Below are 14,616 nucleotides of genomic sequence, written 5' to 3'. Positions count from 1 at the left end.
ATCTCGAAGCACCTTGAATGCCCCGAACAACCGCCAAGCCGCCGCCCGCATGTCCCTTCATCTAACCTACAATGTCAAAGAGCCCCGACAACAAAATCACCGGCAACACCACCACTCCCCGTTCCCAGGGCGCTCAGTGTGCCAGTCTGTCGTAGCTGCATCCGGCAGTCCCGTGGACCACCGCTGCGGTGAAACCCCTCTAGGCGGGGCCACGTCGGCGGTCAACACAAAAATTGCCATGAAACCGTAAAATTTGCCAAAACCTCCGCTTTTCAGTCTCTTGCCGGACGAATTCCGCCCGATCCGCTCGGGAACCTTTCGGTCATTCGGGATTCGCCCCTTTATCCGACAGCCTTTAAGGGGCTGTTTAGCGATCGCTTATAGGAGCCGATGATACGAGCATGACGTCGCCCCGCATCACCGTCGCCTTGAGCGTTTACAACAACGGTCCCTATCTGGCGGCCGCGTTGGACAGTGTGCTGGCGCAGAGCTTCGGGGATTTCGAGCTGTTGATCGTCAATGACGGGTCGACCGACGATTCCCGTGCGATCATCGACGCCTATGCCGCACGCGACGCCCGCGTTCGCGCCATCCACCAGGCCAATCATGGCTTGGTCCCCAGCCTGAACCTGATGATCGCGCAGGCGCGTGGCGCCTATATCGCGCGGATGGATGGTGACGATGTCGCGCTGCCCGAACGCTTTGCCCGGCAGGTCGCGTTTCTCGACGCGCATCTCGATCATGGCGTGGTCGGCACGCGGGTGATCCCCATCACCGAGACCGGCGAGCCGCGTACCGACTGGAGCATCGACCATCCCATCGAGGCGGAGGCCGTTCACGCCGCGCTGGAGGCGGGGCCCTTGTTATGCCACCCCTCGGTCATGATGTGTCGGTCGCTCGTGACGCAGGTGGGCGGCTATCGCGCCGCCTATCGGCATTGCGAAGATTATGATCTCTGGCTGCGGCTGGACGAGCGGACGCGCATGGCCAACCTGCCCGAACGGCTGCTGCTGTATCGTTATTCGACGACGCAGGTGTCGCACCGCCATGCCCTGGCGCAGCATTATGGCGCGGCGGTCGCGCGCCTGGCTCGCGCCGAGCGGATCGCGGGGCGGCCCGATCCATCCGAGCATTGGCGCGAACTGCCCCCCATCGACGCGCTGGACGCCGCCTTCGGCCGACCCGGCGTTGCCCGAACGGTTCGCGCCGAGGTCGTGCGCGGCATCCTCTATCACCCCGACTCGCTGGCCGGCGGTGGCCTGCCGTTGATCGCCGGGCATGTGCGCGAGACGCGATCGGACCAGGCCGCGCGCGTGTCCGGTCTGTGGCGCGCCGTGGCGCGGCTGGCACGCAGCGGCAAGCCCGTCGCCGCGCTGCGGCTCGCCAAGGCCCTGGCGCGGGGATGAGCGGATCCTCGATACGCGGCGCGGCGCTCTGGTCGATCGGGTCGCAATATATCGCCTTTTCGATTCAGTTCGTGGTCAGCGTGCTGATCTCGCGCTTCTTCCTGACCCCGCCCGAAATGGGGCTGTATTCGATCGCGCTGTCGGCGGCGATGCTGGTCTCGGTGCTTCAGGATTTCGGGATCAGCCGCTTCGTCGCGGGCGAACGCGACCTGACCGATGCGCAGGTCGAGACGTGTTTCTCAGTGTCGCTGATCTTTGCGCTCGGCATCGGGCTGTTGATCTTCATGCTCGCCTGGCCGGTGGCGTGGTTCTACGACAATGTTCGGCTGACGCCGCTGCTGGTCATCATCGCCGGCTCCTATCTGGTGGTGCCGTTCGGGATCGTGCCGAGCGCGATGCTGCAGCGGCGGATGGACTATTATTCGCTGTTCCTGGTCAATGTCGGTGCGGCGGTCGTCAACGCCGCCTTCTCGCTGGGGCTGGCCTGGGCGGGCTATTCGGCGTTCGCGCTCGCCTGGGCGGCGGTGGCGCAGCAGGTCGCGCGCGCGCTGATCGGCCAGTGGCGCTCAGGCATACGCCCCCCCTTCCCGCCGCGCCTGGAGGGTGTCGGACCGATCCTGCGCTTCGGCTCGAACAGCTCGCTCCTCCATATCAGCGGCGCGATCGGCACGCGCAGCCCCGATCTGGTCATCGGTCGCGTCCTGACGCTGACCGCCGTCGGCCTGTTCAGCCGCGCCTCCAGCTTGGCGGCGCAGTTGCAGATGCTGGTCAGCGGCGCGGTCGACGGCGTCTTCTATCCCGCCTTCGCCCGGTTGCGCGATACCGGTGCCGACCTCGCCGCCCCCTATCAGCGGGTGGTCGCGGCCTATAGCGCGGCGACCTGGCCGGCGATGGCGTTCCTGGCCGCCGCCGCGACGCCGATCGTGCTGATGCTCTATGGCCCGCGCTGGGAAGGCGTGGCGCCGCTGCTCGCCTGGATCGCGATCGGGCAGATCTTCTTTGCCGCGCTGCCGCTGCATGTCGAGCTGCCCATCCTGCTGGGCAAGATCCGGCGGCTGGTGGTGCTCAACATCTTCGATACCGTCGCCTCGATCGGACTGCTGCTGCTGGGGGCCATGGTGGGGCTGGAGGCAGCGGCGGCCTCGCGCATCGGTTACGGCGCGATCTGGTTCCTGCTCTATGTCGGGCTGATCCGGCGGCTGACCGGTTTCGCATGGCGGGGCATGGCAATCGTCTATCTCCAGAGCCTGATCGCGGCGCTGGCGACGGTGGCGCCGCTGCTCGCCGTCTATCGCTGGGTCGCCGCCCCCGACGCGGTGGGGCTGACGCTGCTCGCCGGCGCGGCGGTGGCGGGAGTGCTGGCGTGGCTGGCGGTGGTCTATGCGCTGCGCCACCCGATCCGGCTGGAGATCAACGCGATCGTCGGCGGGGTCTGGACGCGGTTCCGCCGCCCACGGGCACCTGCCGGCATCTGACCGCTCGGCTTGCCGGGACGGTGCGCGCGTTCCATAGTCGCGTCATGCAGCCGCCCCCCTCCGGTCTCGACGATCCCGATCAGGCGGCCTTCGCCTGGGCGCGGTTCCGGCTGATCATGGCGTGGATGACGCTGGCCGCCGCGATCGCCGTGGCGCTGGCGATGATGGCGCTGGCGCATGTCTATGGCCCGCTCAACTGGGTGACGATGCTGGGGGTTATCGGCGGGATCGGCGGCACCGTGATGCTGACCGGCGCGCTGATGGGGCTGGTGTTCCTGAGTTCGGGCACCGGCCATGACGAGGATGTCGACCGGCGGCCATAAAAAACCGGCCCCCGCGAACATCGCGGAGGCCGGTCCTTCATCGTTCGAAGGGATGGAGGGCGATCAGCCCGCCGCCGCCTCCGGCTCCACCGGGGCGGCCGCGCGAACGCGACGACGGCGGGGCTTTTCCTCCGGTGCGGCGTCGGCCTCCGGCGCGGCGCTGAGCGCGGGCGGCAGGCGATCGGCGTCGAAGCCAACGCTCTGCTCACCGGCATCCTGCACCTCGGGCGCGCGTTCGCGACGCGGACGACCGCGACGGCGGGGTGCTTCCTCCTCGGCCTGGGGTGCCGCGACGACCTCCGCGTTCATGGCGGGGGCGGCGATGGCCGGCTGGGCGTCCTCGGCCATGACGGGCTGTTCGGCGCGCATCGGGCGGCGATCCTCGCGCGGCTCGCGCCGGGGGCGATCGTCGCGGTCGCGGCGCGGACGATCCTCACGCTGCTGCGTGTCGCGCTGATAATTCTCACGCGGCTGGTTTTCGCGCTGTTGGTTTTCCCTGGGCTGGCGCTCGCGGCGCGGCTGTTCGACCTCGCCCTGCTGTTCGCCGGGGCGGATGGGATCACCCTCGTCGCCATAATCCTCGGCGTCGTTGTCGAAGCCGTCGTCATACTGGTCGTCGCGCGATTCCTCGCGCTGGCGGCGCTGATTCTGTTCCTCGAAGCGCGAGCGGGTTTCGCTCAGCACCCGGAAATAGTGATCGGCGAACTGCCAATAATATTCGGTGTTGACGCGGTCGCCTTGGCGCTGCGCCTCGGCCGCCAGATTCTTGTACTTCTCGTACAGCTGGCTGGCGTTGCCGCGCGCGCGATTGTCGATGCGATTGCCATTGTCGGGGCGACCAGGATTGCCACCCGGACGCTGCCCACCATTGTTATTGCCGCCACGACCGCGACGGCGGCCGGCCTGCCGATTATTGATCAAGCTGTTCGTCCTTAGTCGTCAAACCAACAAGGTCCACTTCTCCCGACACCGCGCGCGTGTCGCACGATGCGAAGCTCTCGCGCCCCGGGAGGCGCTTGCCACGGCCGCCGGACAGCAGCGACTGCATGACGAAGGGTATGGGCATCGGCCCGAAGCAACGACTCCGAAAAAACGGTAAGAGTGCCGATGTTCGCGTGCCCCTGCACCCGCTCTAGCGGGTTAAACCGGGGTCCTTCAAGTGAAATATGGGGCATCATCGGCGAATGTTCAATGCGCGAGCAAGGCGCGGGGCCGCCCGCCCAGGTCGTGGTGCAGGGTGACGGTGAAATTTTGCGCTTCCAAAAGCGCCGTCACCGCCTCTGCCTGTTCATGCCCGATCTCAATCACCGCCGCCCCGCCGGGCGCGAGCAGACGGCGCAGTTCGGGGGCGAGCAGGCGGTAATCGTCCAGCCCGTCGGACCCGGCGAACAGGGCGGTTCCGGGTTCGTAATCGCGCACTTCGTGGGAGAGCGGCTCGGCCGTGCCGATATAGGGCGGGTTGGTGACGATACAGTCGAACGGCCCCGTCAGCCCGCTCGCCCAGTCGCCGCGCACGAACCGCGCGCGGTCGGCGAGGCCACAGGCTTGGGCATTGGCGACCGCGTATCGCAGCGCCTCCGCCGAACGGTCGACACCCAGCCCTTTCGTGTCCCGCCACTCGTCGAGCAAGGCCAGCAGCAGCGTGCCCGGCCCGGTGCCCAGATCGAGCAGGGTGGCGGGTGGGCGGCCCTTGAGGTGCCGAAGCGCGGCATCGATCAGCGTCTCGCTGTCCACGCGCGGCACCAGCGCGCCGGGGCCGACCATCAGGTCCAGCGTCCAGAAGCCGCGCGTGCCGGTAATGTAAGCGACCGGCTCTTGGCGCGCGCGGCGTTCGACCAGCGACCAGAAATCGTCGGGGACGGGGCGGGTCAGGTCGAGCAACAGGACATTGCGCTCGATTCCCAGCGCGTGGGCGAGCAGTAACTCGGCATCAAGCCGCGCGGTGGGGGAGAAGGTGAAACGCTCGGCAGCTTGTGCGAGCGCGGTGCGGGCCTCGGTCACGCCGCCGTCTCATCCCGGCGAAAGCCGGAACTTGAAAGAAATGGGTTCGCGCGGAGACGCGGAGACGCGGAGCTGTTTGGCATGGGGCAAAGCCTGGGCGTCATCAACCAGCGGAGATAGCGGGCCTGCGGCGCAGCGGGCTGGCCCCCTCCGCGTCTCCGCGTCTCCGCGCGAACATCATCTATGCCGGGAAGCCCCCCCTCACCCATCGAGCGCGGCGAGCCGTTCGGCTTCATCCTCCGCGAGCAGTGCGCCGACCAGTTCGTCGAGTTCGCCTTCCAATATCTCGGGTAGGCGGTGGAGGGTCAGGTTGATCCGGTGATCGGTCACCCGTCCTTGCGGGAAATTATAGGTGCGAATCCGCTCCGAACGGTCGCCCGAGCCGACCATCGAACGCCGTGCGCCCGCGCGCTCCGACGCCAGCCGCTCGCGCTCCGCCTCATAGAGGCGCGTCCGCAGCACCTTCATCGCCTTGGCGCGGTTCTTGTGCTGCGAGCGTTCGTCCTGCTGGATCACGACCAGTCCGGTCGGGATATGGGTGATGCGGATCGCCGAGTCGGTGGTGTTGACGTGCTGCCCGCCCGCGCCCGACGAGCGATAGATGTCGATGCGCAGGTCCTTGTCGTCGATCTGGAGGTCGACCTCCTCCGCCTCGGGCAGCACCGCGACGGTCGCCGCCGAGGTGTGGATGCGCCCGCCCGATTCGGTGACCGGCACGCGCTGGACACGGTGGACGCCGCTCTCGAACTTCAACTTGGCGAACACGCCCGCGCCCGCAACCGAGGCGACGACTTCCTTGTAACCGCCGGTATCGGGCACCGAGGCGGAAATGACCTCGACCCGCCAGCCCTGCCGCTCGGCATAGCGCTGGTACATGCGGAACAGGTCGCCCGCGAACAAAGCCGCCTCGTCGCCGCCGGTCCCGGCGCGGATTTCCAGCATCGCGGCGCGTTCGTCGGCGGCGTCGCGGGGCAAGAGCGCCAGCGCCAGATGCCGATCCGCCGCCGCCAGTGCGTTGCGGTTGGCGTGAAGTTCCTCCGCCGCCAGCTCGCGCAGTTCGTCATCGCCGTCCTGCGTCATGAACGCCAGGCTGTCGGCCTCCTGCCGCAACCGGCGCACCTCGGCGGCGGCGTTGGCGACCGGCTCCAGCTCGGCATATTCCTTCGACACCGCAACGAAGCGATCCGAAGGCAGGTCGCCCGTCGCCATCATCGCCTGAAGTTCGTCGCGTCGCGCCTCGATCTGCGCGATGCGCTCGGCCGAGATGGTCTTCATCGCGGGGTCAGACGCTGCGCCAATGGAGGAAGCTGCTCGCCATGATCCTCGGCGATCTCGTCCTCGAACAACAGGTCGGCCAGGCTCTGCGCCGCCACGTCGAGCGAGACGGTCGCCTGCTCGCCGGTCTTCAGCGCCTTGACCTGCACCTGGCCGTTCGCAAGTTCGTCATCGCCCAGGATCAGCGCATAGCGGGCGCCCTGGTCGTTCGCCTTGGCCATGCGACGCTTCATATTGCCGCGAAACGCCATGTCGGTGGCGATATCCGCGCGGCGCAGTTCGGCGACGAGGCCGGTCGCGCGCAGCTCCGCCGCCGCGCCCATCGGCACCACGACCGCGTCGATGACCGGCTTGGCAGGCTCGTCGAGCAGCATCGCCAGCCGCTCGACCCCGGCCGCCCAGCCCACGCCCGCCGTGGCGGGGCCGCCCAGCGACTCGACCAAGCCATCATAGCGACCGCCCGCCAGCACGGTGCCCTGCGCGCCCAGCCGGTCGGTCACGAACTCGAACGCGGTGTGGCGGTAGTAATCGAGGCCCCGCACCAGCCGCGCATTGCGCGTCCAGGCGACGCCCGCCGCATCGAGTCCGGCCGTCACCGCCTCGAAAAAGGCGCGCGCCTCGGGCGTCAGATAGGCGTCGATGTCGGGCGCGGCATCGGCGATCGGCCGGTCGCGCGGGTCCTTCGAATCGAGGATCCGCAGCGGATTCTTCTCCAGCCGCACCAAGCTGTCCTCGGACAGCTGATCGCGATGCGCCTCGAAATGTGCGACCAGCGCGTCGCGCCAGGCGTCACGCGTCTCGGCATCGCCCAGCGTGTTGAGCTGCAGCGTCACGCCCTCGGCGATGCCCAGTTCGCGCAGCAACTGGTCGGCCATCACCAGCAGCTCGACATCCGCCGCCGGTTCGGCCGCGCCCAGGATTTCGGCATCGATCTGGTGGAACTGGCGATAGCGGCCCTTTTGCGGGCGCTCGTAGCGGAAGACCGCGCCCGAGGTCGCGAGCTTGAGCGGCGCATATTGCTGCCACCCCTCGGTCAGATAGGCGCGTGCGATCCCGGCGGTGAATTCGGGCCGCAGCGTCAACAGGTCGCCGCCGCGATCGGGGAAGGTGTACATCTCCTTCGATACGACATCGGTCGTCTCGCCGATCGAGCGGGCAAAGACCTGCGTATCCTCGAACACCGGCAGGTCGAGCCGCTGAAAGGCGTAGAGGCCGTGGACATGCTCGAAGGTGGCGAGCACCTGCGCAAAGCGGCGCTGCTCGTCGCCGAAGATGTCCTGCGTGCCGCGCACGCGCTTGGGGGTTTCGATCCGTGCCATAGAGGTGGCGGTATCTAGGGTAGCGAAGCCCCTCGCGCTAGAGTGCGATCACGGCTTGCCGGACAGCCAATCCGCCAGCGCCAATTCATCGGTGGGTCGGGTTTCGGCGCACATCGCATGCCGCATGATCTCCAGAGCCCAGCGGCGATGCTCGTCGCTCTCGCTGGCGACCGTGTCGCCCGGCACCCACAGATCATATTCCCGCATATGCGCATCGGCGGCGGTGAACAGCACGCAGATATCGGCCGCCACCCCGGTCAGGATCACGCGGGACACGCCCAGCTGCGGCAGCAGCACCGGCAGGTTGGTGGCGTAGAAGCCCGAGAATTGCGGCTTCACGATGAAATAGTCGCTGTCGCGCGGCCGGAGTGCGGCGATCAGCGCACGGCCGGGGCTGTCGTCGCGGTCGCAATGGTCGACGATCGACGAACGCTCCGAATGCCAATGGCCGAAATTGTCGTTGACGTAGATGACCGGCACGCCGGCCTGATCGGCCGCGTCACGCAGCGCGACGATCCGCCGCGCCGCCGCCCCGGCGGGCTCGCGCAATTGCTCGCCACCGTCGAAATCGAGGTCGTTGATCATGTCGATGATGATCAGCGCGGCGGAGGCGGGCGCGGTCGTGCTGTCGGGCGAATCGTCTGGCGGCATCGTCATGTCCGCCATGATGTCACGGCCGATTGCAGAACGGCTTGATCCATCTCATCGACCGCCCTCGCCTCGCCGCCCCCACCGCTACCGATCGTCTCATCCGGGCGGCGACCGATGCCGGACATCGCCGGTGTGCGCGTCGGCCCTGATGACACGCGATATCTATACAGCCGCCGCCGCGCGCGTCACACAAGGCGCGCTATGACGACATCCCGCTGGCAACGCCTGCAAATCCGTATCGGCGAGCGGATCGCGCCGCCGCGGTTCCTGGCCTTCGCGCTGATCCTGGCCATGGCGAGCCTCATACTGTCTCCGCAGTTCGGGATGACGCGGGGCATATTGGCGGGGTTCGATCTCGCCGCCTTTCTCTTCCTGGCCTCGCTGGTGCCGCTGCTGAAACAAGGACAGGCCGCGAAGATGCGGGCGCGGGCCGCGCGCAACGACGCCAATCGCGCCGTGCTGCTCGTCTTTTGCGGGATCGTGCTGTTCGTCGTGCTGGTCGCGGTCGGCGGCGAGTTGCGGGGACGCAGCAGCGTCGTCACCATCGCGCTGGTCGTCGGCACGCTGATCCTGGCCTGGCTGTTCTCCAACATCGTCTATGCGCTGCATTACGCGCATCTGTTCTATAGCGCGGGCGACAAGGACAAGGCGGGCGGCGATGCCGGGGGCCTGCAATTTCCCGACACGGCCGAGCCCGATTATTGGGACTTCCTGTATTTCTCCGTCACGCTGGGCATGACCTTCCAGACCTCGGACGTCGCCATCGCCTCGCGCCGGATGCGACGGGTGGTGACCGGGCAATGCTTGGCGGCGTTCGTCTTCAACCTGGGCGTCATCGCCTTTACGGTCAATGTACTGGGCGGTGGCAGCTAGGGTAGGCAAAAGGGTCTGGACGACTGGCCTATCGGGTGCCTAACCTGCCGCCATCTCCGTTCCGCCGCAAAAGGCTTTCCATGATCCGCCTGCCTCTTCGTTCCCTGCTCGTGGCGTCGCTGCTCGCCACCACCGCATCCGCCGCCATGGCCCAGGTTCCCGCCGGCAACTCCGCCCCCGTCGCCCAGGCTCCCTTCGTCAACACCATCCCCGATGCGGTCGACACCCCCTATCCGGGCACGATCAAGCTGATGGTCGATGCGACCGACACCGATCGTGGCATCTTTCGCGTGAAGGAGACGATCCCGGTCGCCAAGGCCGGGCCGATGGCGCTGCTGTTCCCCAAATGGCTGCCCGGTGCCCATTCGCCGCGCGGCGAGATCGAGAAGCTGGCCGGCCTGGTCATCAAGGCCAATGGCCAGGTCCTGCCCTGGACGCGCGATCCGGTCGATGTCTTCGCCTTCCACATCGACGTGCCGGCGGGCGCGCAGGCGCTGGACGTCGAGTTCCAGTTCCTGTCGGCGACCAAGCCCGACCAGGGCCGTATCGCCGTCACCCCGACGATGATCTCGCTGCAGCCCAATTCGGTCAGCCTGTATCCCGCGGGCTATTACACCCGTCAGATCCCGATCCAGATGACCGCGACCTTCCCCGCCGGCTGGACCGCGGCGGGCGCGGTGCCGGCGCAGGCATCGGGTTCGACCTACACCTATGACACGACCAATTACGAGATCCTGGTCGACTCGCCGATCCTGGCGGGCAAGTACGGCAAGGTCTTCCCGCTGACCCCGCAGGTGAAGCTGAACGTCTTCGCCGACAATCCCGGCGAACTGGCAGCCAAGCCCGAGCAGATCGCGGCGCATACCCGCCTGGTCGAACAGGCGGTCAAGACTTTCGGCGCGCAGCATTACGACCATTACGAGTTCCTGCTGTCGATCAGCGACCAGCTGGGCGGCATCGGCCTGGAGCATCACCGCTCGTCCGAGAACGGCGTGACGCCGGGCTATTTCACCGAATGGGATGCCGGGCCGGGCCGTCGCAACCTGTTGCCGCACGAATTCACCCATAGCTGGGACGGCAAGTTCCGGCGCGGCGCGGACCTGTGGACGCCCGATTATCGCGCGCCGATGCGCGATTCGCTGCTCTGGGTCTATGAAGGCCAGACGCAGTTCTGGGGCTATGTGCTTCAGGCGCGGTCGGGCATGGTGTCGAAGCAGGATACGCTGGACCAGTATGCCTCGATCCTGGCGATCTACGACACCGCGCCGGCGCGCCAGTGGCGCAACCTGCTCGACACCACCAACGATCCCATCATCTCCTCGCGCAAGCCCAAGGGCTGGACCAGCTGGCAGCGGTCGGAGGATTATTACAACGAGGGCCTGATGGTCTGGATGGAGGTCGATGCGATGCTCCGCCAGAAGTCGAACGGCACCAAGTCGATCGACGATTTCGCCAAGGCGTTCTTCGGCATCCGCGACGGCGACTGGGGCGAGGTGACCTATACGTTCGACGACGTCGCCGCGACGCTGAATAGAATCGTCCCCTATGACTGGGCAACGTTCCTGAACCGCCGCATCACCGAGACCGGCCAGCCCGCCCCGATCCAGGGCTTCGCGATGAACGGCTACAAGCTGGTCTATACCGACACGCCGACCCCGACCTTCAAGCAGGGCGAGAAGAACGGCACCAATGTCAGCTATTCGCTGGGCATGATCGTGTCGAACAGCGGCGAGGTGACCAGTTCGATTTGGGACAGTCCGGCGTTCAAGGCGGGCATCGATGTCGGCACGCAGATCCAGGCGGTGAATGGCGAGGCCTATTCGGCCGACCGGCTGAAGGCGGCGATCGTCGCGGCCAAGGATCCGGCGCACCCGGTCAAGTTGGTGATAAAGAACCAGGATCGCTTCCGCGACGTGACGCTGAACTATACCGGCGGGCCGCGTTATCCGCGCCTGGAAAAGGTCGGCACCGGCGAGACCGGGCTGGATCGTCTGCTGAAGGCGCGCTGAGCGCGTCTTCACCGACATCTATCGACAGGCCATGGCGGGTTGCGCTATCGCGCCCGCCATTGTTTTTCCACCGGAAGATGTTTTCCGGTCATTGGCAAAGAAAGACTGACCGATGCGTATCGATCTCATTCCCGTCGGCAAGAGCCCGCCCGACGACATCAACGTCGTGATCGAGGTGCCGACCGGTGGCGAGCCGGTGAAGTATGAGTTCGACAAGGCGTCGGGCGCGCTGTTCGTCGACCGCATCCTGCACACGCCGATGCGCTATCCGGCGAATTACGGCTTCGTGCCGCACACGCTGTCGCCCGATGGCGATCCGCTCGACGCGCTGGTCGTGTCGCGCACGCCGTTCATCCCGGGCTGCGTCGTCCGCGCGCGTCCGATCGCGGTCCTGAACCTGGAAGACGAAGCCGGCGGCGACGAGAAGCTGGTCTGCGTGCCGGTCGACTCGACCTTCCCTTATTATTCGAATGTCGGCGGTCGCGATGACCTGCCCGAGATCGTGTTCCAGCAGATCGAGCACTTCTTCACCCATTACAAGGACCTGGAGAAGAAGAAGTGGGTGCGGATCGGCACCTGGGGCGACCGCGACGAAGCCCGCCGCATCGTCGTCGAGGCGATCGAGCGCTACGAGGACGCCAAGGCCAAGGGCGAAGAGCCGCACGACCACGACGTGCCCGGCCGCGAATAAGCGTCCCGGTTTTGGTTTTGGAAACGCCCCGGTGCCACCCGCACCGGGGCGTTTTTCGTTGAACGTCAGCGGTGGCCCTTCTTCTTGCTCCCCTCCCGCAGACGAGTTTCAGGTCGGTCATGCCCCCGGCATGACCTAAACGATGCGGCGCATCGTTTACCTGAAACTGGGTTGGGGGAGGGCAATCCCGGAGCTGGAGGAGAGGTCATCCCTTGGCCTTCGACTACGCTCAGGCTGAACGGGGCGTGGAATGTGCGGCGGCAAAGAAGATATGGTTCGCGCGGAGGCGCGGAGAACGCGGAGGTGACTCGCCCGTTGTTGGCGGAGTCCCCCCCTCAATCAGCCGAGATGAAGGAACGAGGCAAGCCTCAAGTCCCGACACCTCCGCGTTTCCGCGTCTCTGCGCGAACGAAATTACCGCCCCGCCAGCTTCTCCAAAGCCTCACCCGAAACCCGCTGCACGGTCCATTCCTTCATTCCTCGCGCCCCCATCGCGCGGTAGAATTCCACCGCAGGCGTGTTCCAGTCGAGCACCGACCATTCGAACCGCGCCCAGCCCCGGTCGCGCGCGATGCCGGCCAGATGGATCAGCAACGCCTTGCCCACCCCGCCGCCACGCGCGGACGGCGTGACATAGAGGTCCTCCAGATACAGCCCCGGCCGCCCGGTCCAGGTCGAGAAGTTGCGGAAGAACAGCGCGAAGCCGACCGGAACGCCGCCCCGCTCGGCGATCACTGCCTCGGCCACCGGATCGGCTCCGAACAAAGCCTCGGCCAGCATCGGCTCGGTCGCTGCGACGGCGTCGGGCTCGCGCTCGAACGTGGCCAGTTCGCGGACGAAGCCCAGGATCGTCGCGACATCGGCGGGCGTGGCGGGTCGAATATCGGTCGTCATAATCCTGCCTCGCTCTGCGGCCCCGGTCCCGGCCGCCGCACCGCCGCCACGCAGCCGGCGATGATCAGCGCGGCGCCGACCAGGGTGAACAGCGAGACATGCTCGCCGAACACCGCATAGCCCAGACAGGCCGCCCAGACGAAGGCGGTATATTCGACCGGCGCCAGCACCTGCGCCTCCGCCCGCGCATAGGCCCAGGCGAGCAGCAATGCCGAGATGCTGCCCAGCGCCGCCGCGATCGCGATCGACGGCCACTGCGCCATGGCGGGCCAGGCCGCGACGAAGGGCGCGGCGGGCGTCATCAGCACCGCGATGACCAGCATGGTGAACAGCGCGACTTCAACCGGCCCCGCCGCCTGCGCCTGCCGCCGCAGCAAAACGAGGCTGACCGCATAGAGGACCGAGGCCAGGATGATCGCCAGCGACCCCAGCACCACCTCGGCCGAGGCCCGGGCCTGCACCTCGCCCGCCGCGATCACCAGCACGCCCCCGCCCGCGATCAGCGAGCCAAGGATCGCCGCGCGCCGGATGCGCTCGCCCAGCGTCAGCGCGGCGAGGAACAGCGCCATCAGCGGCGACAGGAAGGTCAGCGCCACGCTCTGCGCCATCGGCACCCGTGCCAGTCCCCAGAAGAACAGCACCACCGAAAGCCCGCCAGTCGCCCCGCGTGCGATATGCAGGGTCAGCGCATGCCGCCCCGGCCAGCGCCCCCGTTTGGCCAGAAAGACCGCCGTCATGATCGCCACCCCGACCCAGGATCGCCACAGCACCGCGCTATAGGCGCCGATGTCGATCGACAGGCGCTTCATGATCGTGTCCATGACCGAATAGATGGCGATGCCTGCCGCCGCGACGGCGAAAGCGGTGGCGGGCGATGTCCGGTGGCTCATGCGAAAAGGCTCATGGCCGCTCCCTTAGCGCGACGCAGCGCCCTGCGGGAACATCCGATATGACTGCGGATCAGGGCGGCGGCAGGTCCGGCTCCGGCGGATCGGCCATGGGGCTGAAATACGCGTAGCGATAGGCTTTCAGGCTTGCGTCCATGCAGGCGACGCTGGGGGCGGCGCGGACATCGGTCTGCCCGGCGGCATCGCGGTAAAGAAATGCGACGTGCGGCAAATGCCCATGACCGCGCCGATAGTCGGTCGGCGTCACCCCACAGGTGCGCGCCATGCGATGAAAGGCCGATCGGCTCAGAACCGGCTTGCCCACCGGCGTGGCGCAGGCCGCCAGACCGGTCAGCCACAGCATCGCGATGCCGACTCCGCGCCTCACGCGCATGGCGCCAGCTGGGGTAGCAGCGGCAGCAGATGATCGCGCAAGAGCGGAGCCAGCGGCAGAGCCAGCGCCTCGTCGGGGGTGACCCAGATCGCCTCGGCGATCTCGGCGGCGGGGCGTGGGACATGATCGGTGCGGATCAGAAAGACGGTGGCGTCGACCCGGCACCCCGGCTCATTCGCGGCCGGTGCGCGAAATCGCCCGACCGGCCGCAACCGCGCTTCGTCGAGGGACAGCCCGATTTCCTCCACCAGTTCGCGCCGCAACGCCGCCGTCGCCGTCTCGCCGGGCTCGATCTTGCCGCCCGCCTGCATGAACCAGCGGCTGCCGGACTTGCGTACCAACAGCAGCCGACCGGCATCGTCGCGGATCAGGGCGGCGGCGATGGTGATGGTGCGGGATGCGGATGCGCCCATGGCAC

General features: G+C 67.3%; 15 protein-coding genes. 6 read left to right on the top strand and 9 right to left on the bottom strand.

Annotated elements, in window-relative coordinates; genetic code table 11:
- Positions 1-401 precede the first annotated feature (401 nt).
- From ACQKJZ_RS05270 to ACQKJZ_RS05260, 3 genes are read left to right on the top strand one after another with little or no spacing between them, the layout of a single operon-like run.
- A complete protein-coding gene (locus ACQKJZ_RS05270) occupies positions 402-1,406 on the top strand; it encodes a glycosyltransferase family 2 protein (RefSeq protein ID WP_427730242.1) in 1,005 nt (334 codons plus the stop codon).
- A complete protein-coding gene (locus ACQKJZ_RS05265; protein ID WP_427730241.1) occupies positions 1,403-2,881 on the top strand; it encodes an oligosaccharide flippase family protein in 1,479 nt (492 codons plus the stop codon). Before ACQKJZ_RS05270 ends, ACQKJZ_RS05265 begins: the two co-directional genes overlap by 4 nt.
- A 44-nt stretch (positions 2,882-2,925) precedes the next feature.
- The gene (locus ACQKJZ_RS05260) at positions 2,926-3,204 is read left to right on the top strand and encodes a hypothetical protein (RefSeq protein ID WP_183951497.1); all 279 of its coding nucleotides are present in this window, start codon (positions 2,926-2,928) and stop codon (positions 3,202-3,204) included.
- 63 nt (positions 3,205-3,267) lie between these two features.
- Here the strand turns inward: ACQKJZ_RS05260 and ACQKJZ_RS05255 are convergent, their stop codons facing one another.
- The 5 genes from ACQKJZ_RS05255 to ACQKJZ_RS05235 all read right to left on the bottom strand — a co-directional run bounded on the left by ACQKJZ_RS05255 (position 3,268) and on the right by ACQKJZ_RS05235 (position 8,456).
- Positions 3,268-4,125: a DUF4167 domain-containing protein gene (locus ACQKJZ_RS05255; RefSeq protein WP_427730240.1), complete on the bottom strand. Its 858-nt coding sequence runs from the start codon at positions 4,123-4,125 to the stop codon at positions 3,268-3,270.
- Positions 4,126-4,392: 267 nt separating this feature from the next.
- A complete protein-coding gene (prmC, locus tag ACQKJZ_RS05250) occupies positions 4,393-5,205 on the bottom strand; it encodes a peptide chain release factor N(5)-glutamine methyltransferase (RefSeq protein ID WP_427730239.1) in 813 nt (270 codons plus the stop codon).
- 201 nt (positions 5,206-5,406) lie between these two features.
- The gene (gene prfA / locus ACQKJZ_RS05245) at positions 5,407-6,480 is read right to left on the bottom strand and encodes a peptide chain release factor 1 (RefSeq protein ID WP_183951500.1); all 1,074 of its coding nucleotides are present in this window, start codon (positions 6,478-6,480) and stop codon (positions 5,407-5,409) included.
- Complete coding sequence (gene hisS, locus ACQKJZ_RS05240; RefSeq protein ID WP_427730238.1) at positions 6,477-7,799, bottom strand: histidine--tRNA ligase; 1,323 nt, start codon at positions 7,797-7,799, stop codon at positions 6,477-6,479. The genes prfA and hisS overlap by 4 nt, the downstream gene beginning before the upstream one ends.
- Positions 7,800-7,847: 48 nt before the next feature.
- The gene (locus tag ACQKJZ_RS05235; RefSeq protein WP_427730237.1) at positions 7,848-8,456 is read right to left on the bottom strand and encodes a cysteine hydrolase family protein; all 609 of its coding nucleotides are present in this window, start codon (positions 8,454-8,456) and stop codon (positions 7,848-7,850) included.
- A gap of 195 nt (positions 8,457-8,651) precedes the next feature.
- Between ACQKJZ_RS05235 and ACQKJZ_RS05230 the strand changes: the two genes are divergently transcribed.
- From ACQKJZ_RS05230 to ppa, 3 genes are all read left to right on the top strand, one after another.
- Positions 8,652-9,323: a DUF1345 domain-containing protein gene (locus ACQKJZ_RS05230; RefSeq protein ID WP_427730236.1), complete on the top strand. Its 672-nt coding sequence runs from the start codon at positions 8,652-8,654 to the stop codon at positions 9,321-9,323.
- A gap of 80 nt (positions 9,324-9,403) precedes the next feature.
- Positions 9,404-11,332 carry a M61 family metallopeptidase gene (locus tag ACQKJZ_RS05225; protein ID WP_427730235.1) on the top strand — a complete coding sequence of 643 codons (1,929 nt, stop codon included), beginning with the start codon at positions 9,404-9,406 and terminating at the stop codon, positions 11,330-11,332.
- Positions 11,333-11,444: 112 nt separating this feature from the next.
- Complete coding sequence (gene ppa, locus ACQKJZ_RS05220; protein WP_007406515.1) at positions 11,445-12,023, top strand: inorganic diphosphatase; 579 nt, start codon at positions 11,445-11,447, stop codon at positions 12,021-12,023.
- A gap of 414 nt (positions 12,024-12,437) precedes the next feature.
- On the opposite strand, the gene ACQKJZ_RS05215 is transcribed toward ppa, so the two are convergent.
- The 4 genes from ACQKJZ_RS05215 to ACQKJZ_RS05200 all read right to left on the bottom strand — a co-directional run bounded on the left by ACQKJZ_RS05215 (position 12,438) and on the right by ACQKJZ_RS05200 (position 14,611).
- Positions 12,438-12,917, bottom strand: coding sequence for an N-acetyltransferase family protein (locus ACQKJZ_RS05215; protein WP_427730234.1), 480 nt, complete (start codon positions 12,915-12,917; stop codon positions 12,438-12,440).
- Positions 12,914-13,807: a DMT family transporter gene (locus ACQKJZ_RS05210; RefSeq protein ID WP_427730233.1), complete on the bottom strand. Its 894-nt coding sequence runs from the start codon at positions 13,805-13,807 to the stop codon at positions 12,914-12,916. Before ACQKJZ_RS05210 ends, ACQKJZ_RS05215 begins: the two co-directional genes overlap by 4 nt.
- A 70-nt stretch (positions 13,808-13,877) precedes the next feature.
- Positions 13,878-14,192 (bottom strand): hypothetical protein, encoded by a 315-nt coding sequence (locus tag ACQKJZ_RS05205; protein WP_427730232.1) that lies wholly within the window; start codon positions 14,190-14,192, stop codon positions 13,878-13,880.
- Entirely contained in the window at positions 14,189-14,611 is a 423-nt protein-coding gene (locus ACQKJZ_RS05200) for an NUDIX hydrolase (protein WP_427730231.1), read from the bottom strand. The genes ACQKJZ_RS05205 and ACQKJZ_RS05200 overlap by 4 nt, the downstream gene beginning before the upstream one ends.
- Positions 14,612-14,616: the final 5 nt, after the last annotated feature.

The sequence above is a fragment of the Sphingomonas sp. NPDC019816 genome (assembly GCF_050274375.1).
Taxonomy (GTDB): domain Bacteria; phylum Pseudomonadota; class Alphaproteobacteria; order Sphingomonadales; family Sphingomonadaceae; genus Sphingomonas.
The sequence above is the reverse complement of the archived record's forward strand: the minus strand, read 5'-3'. Positions and strand labels throughout refer to the sequence as shown.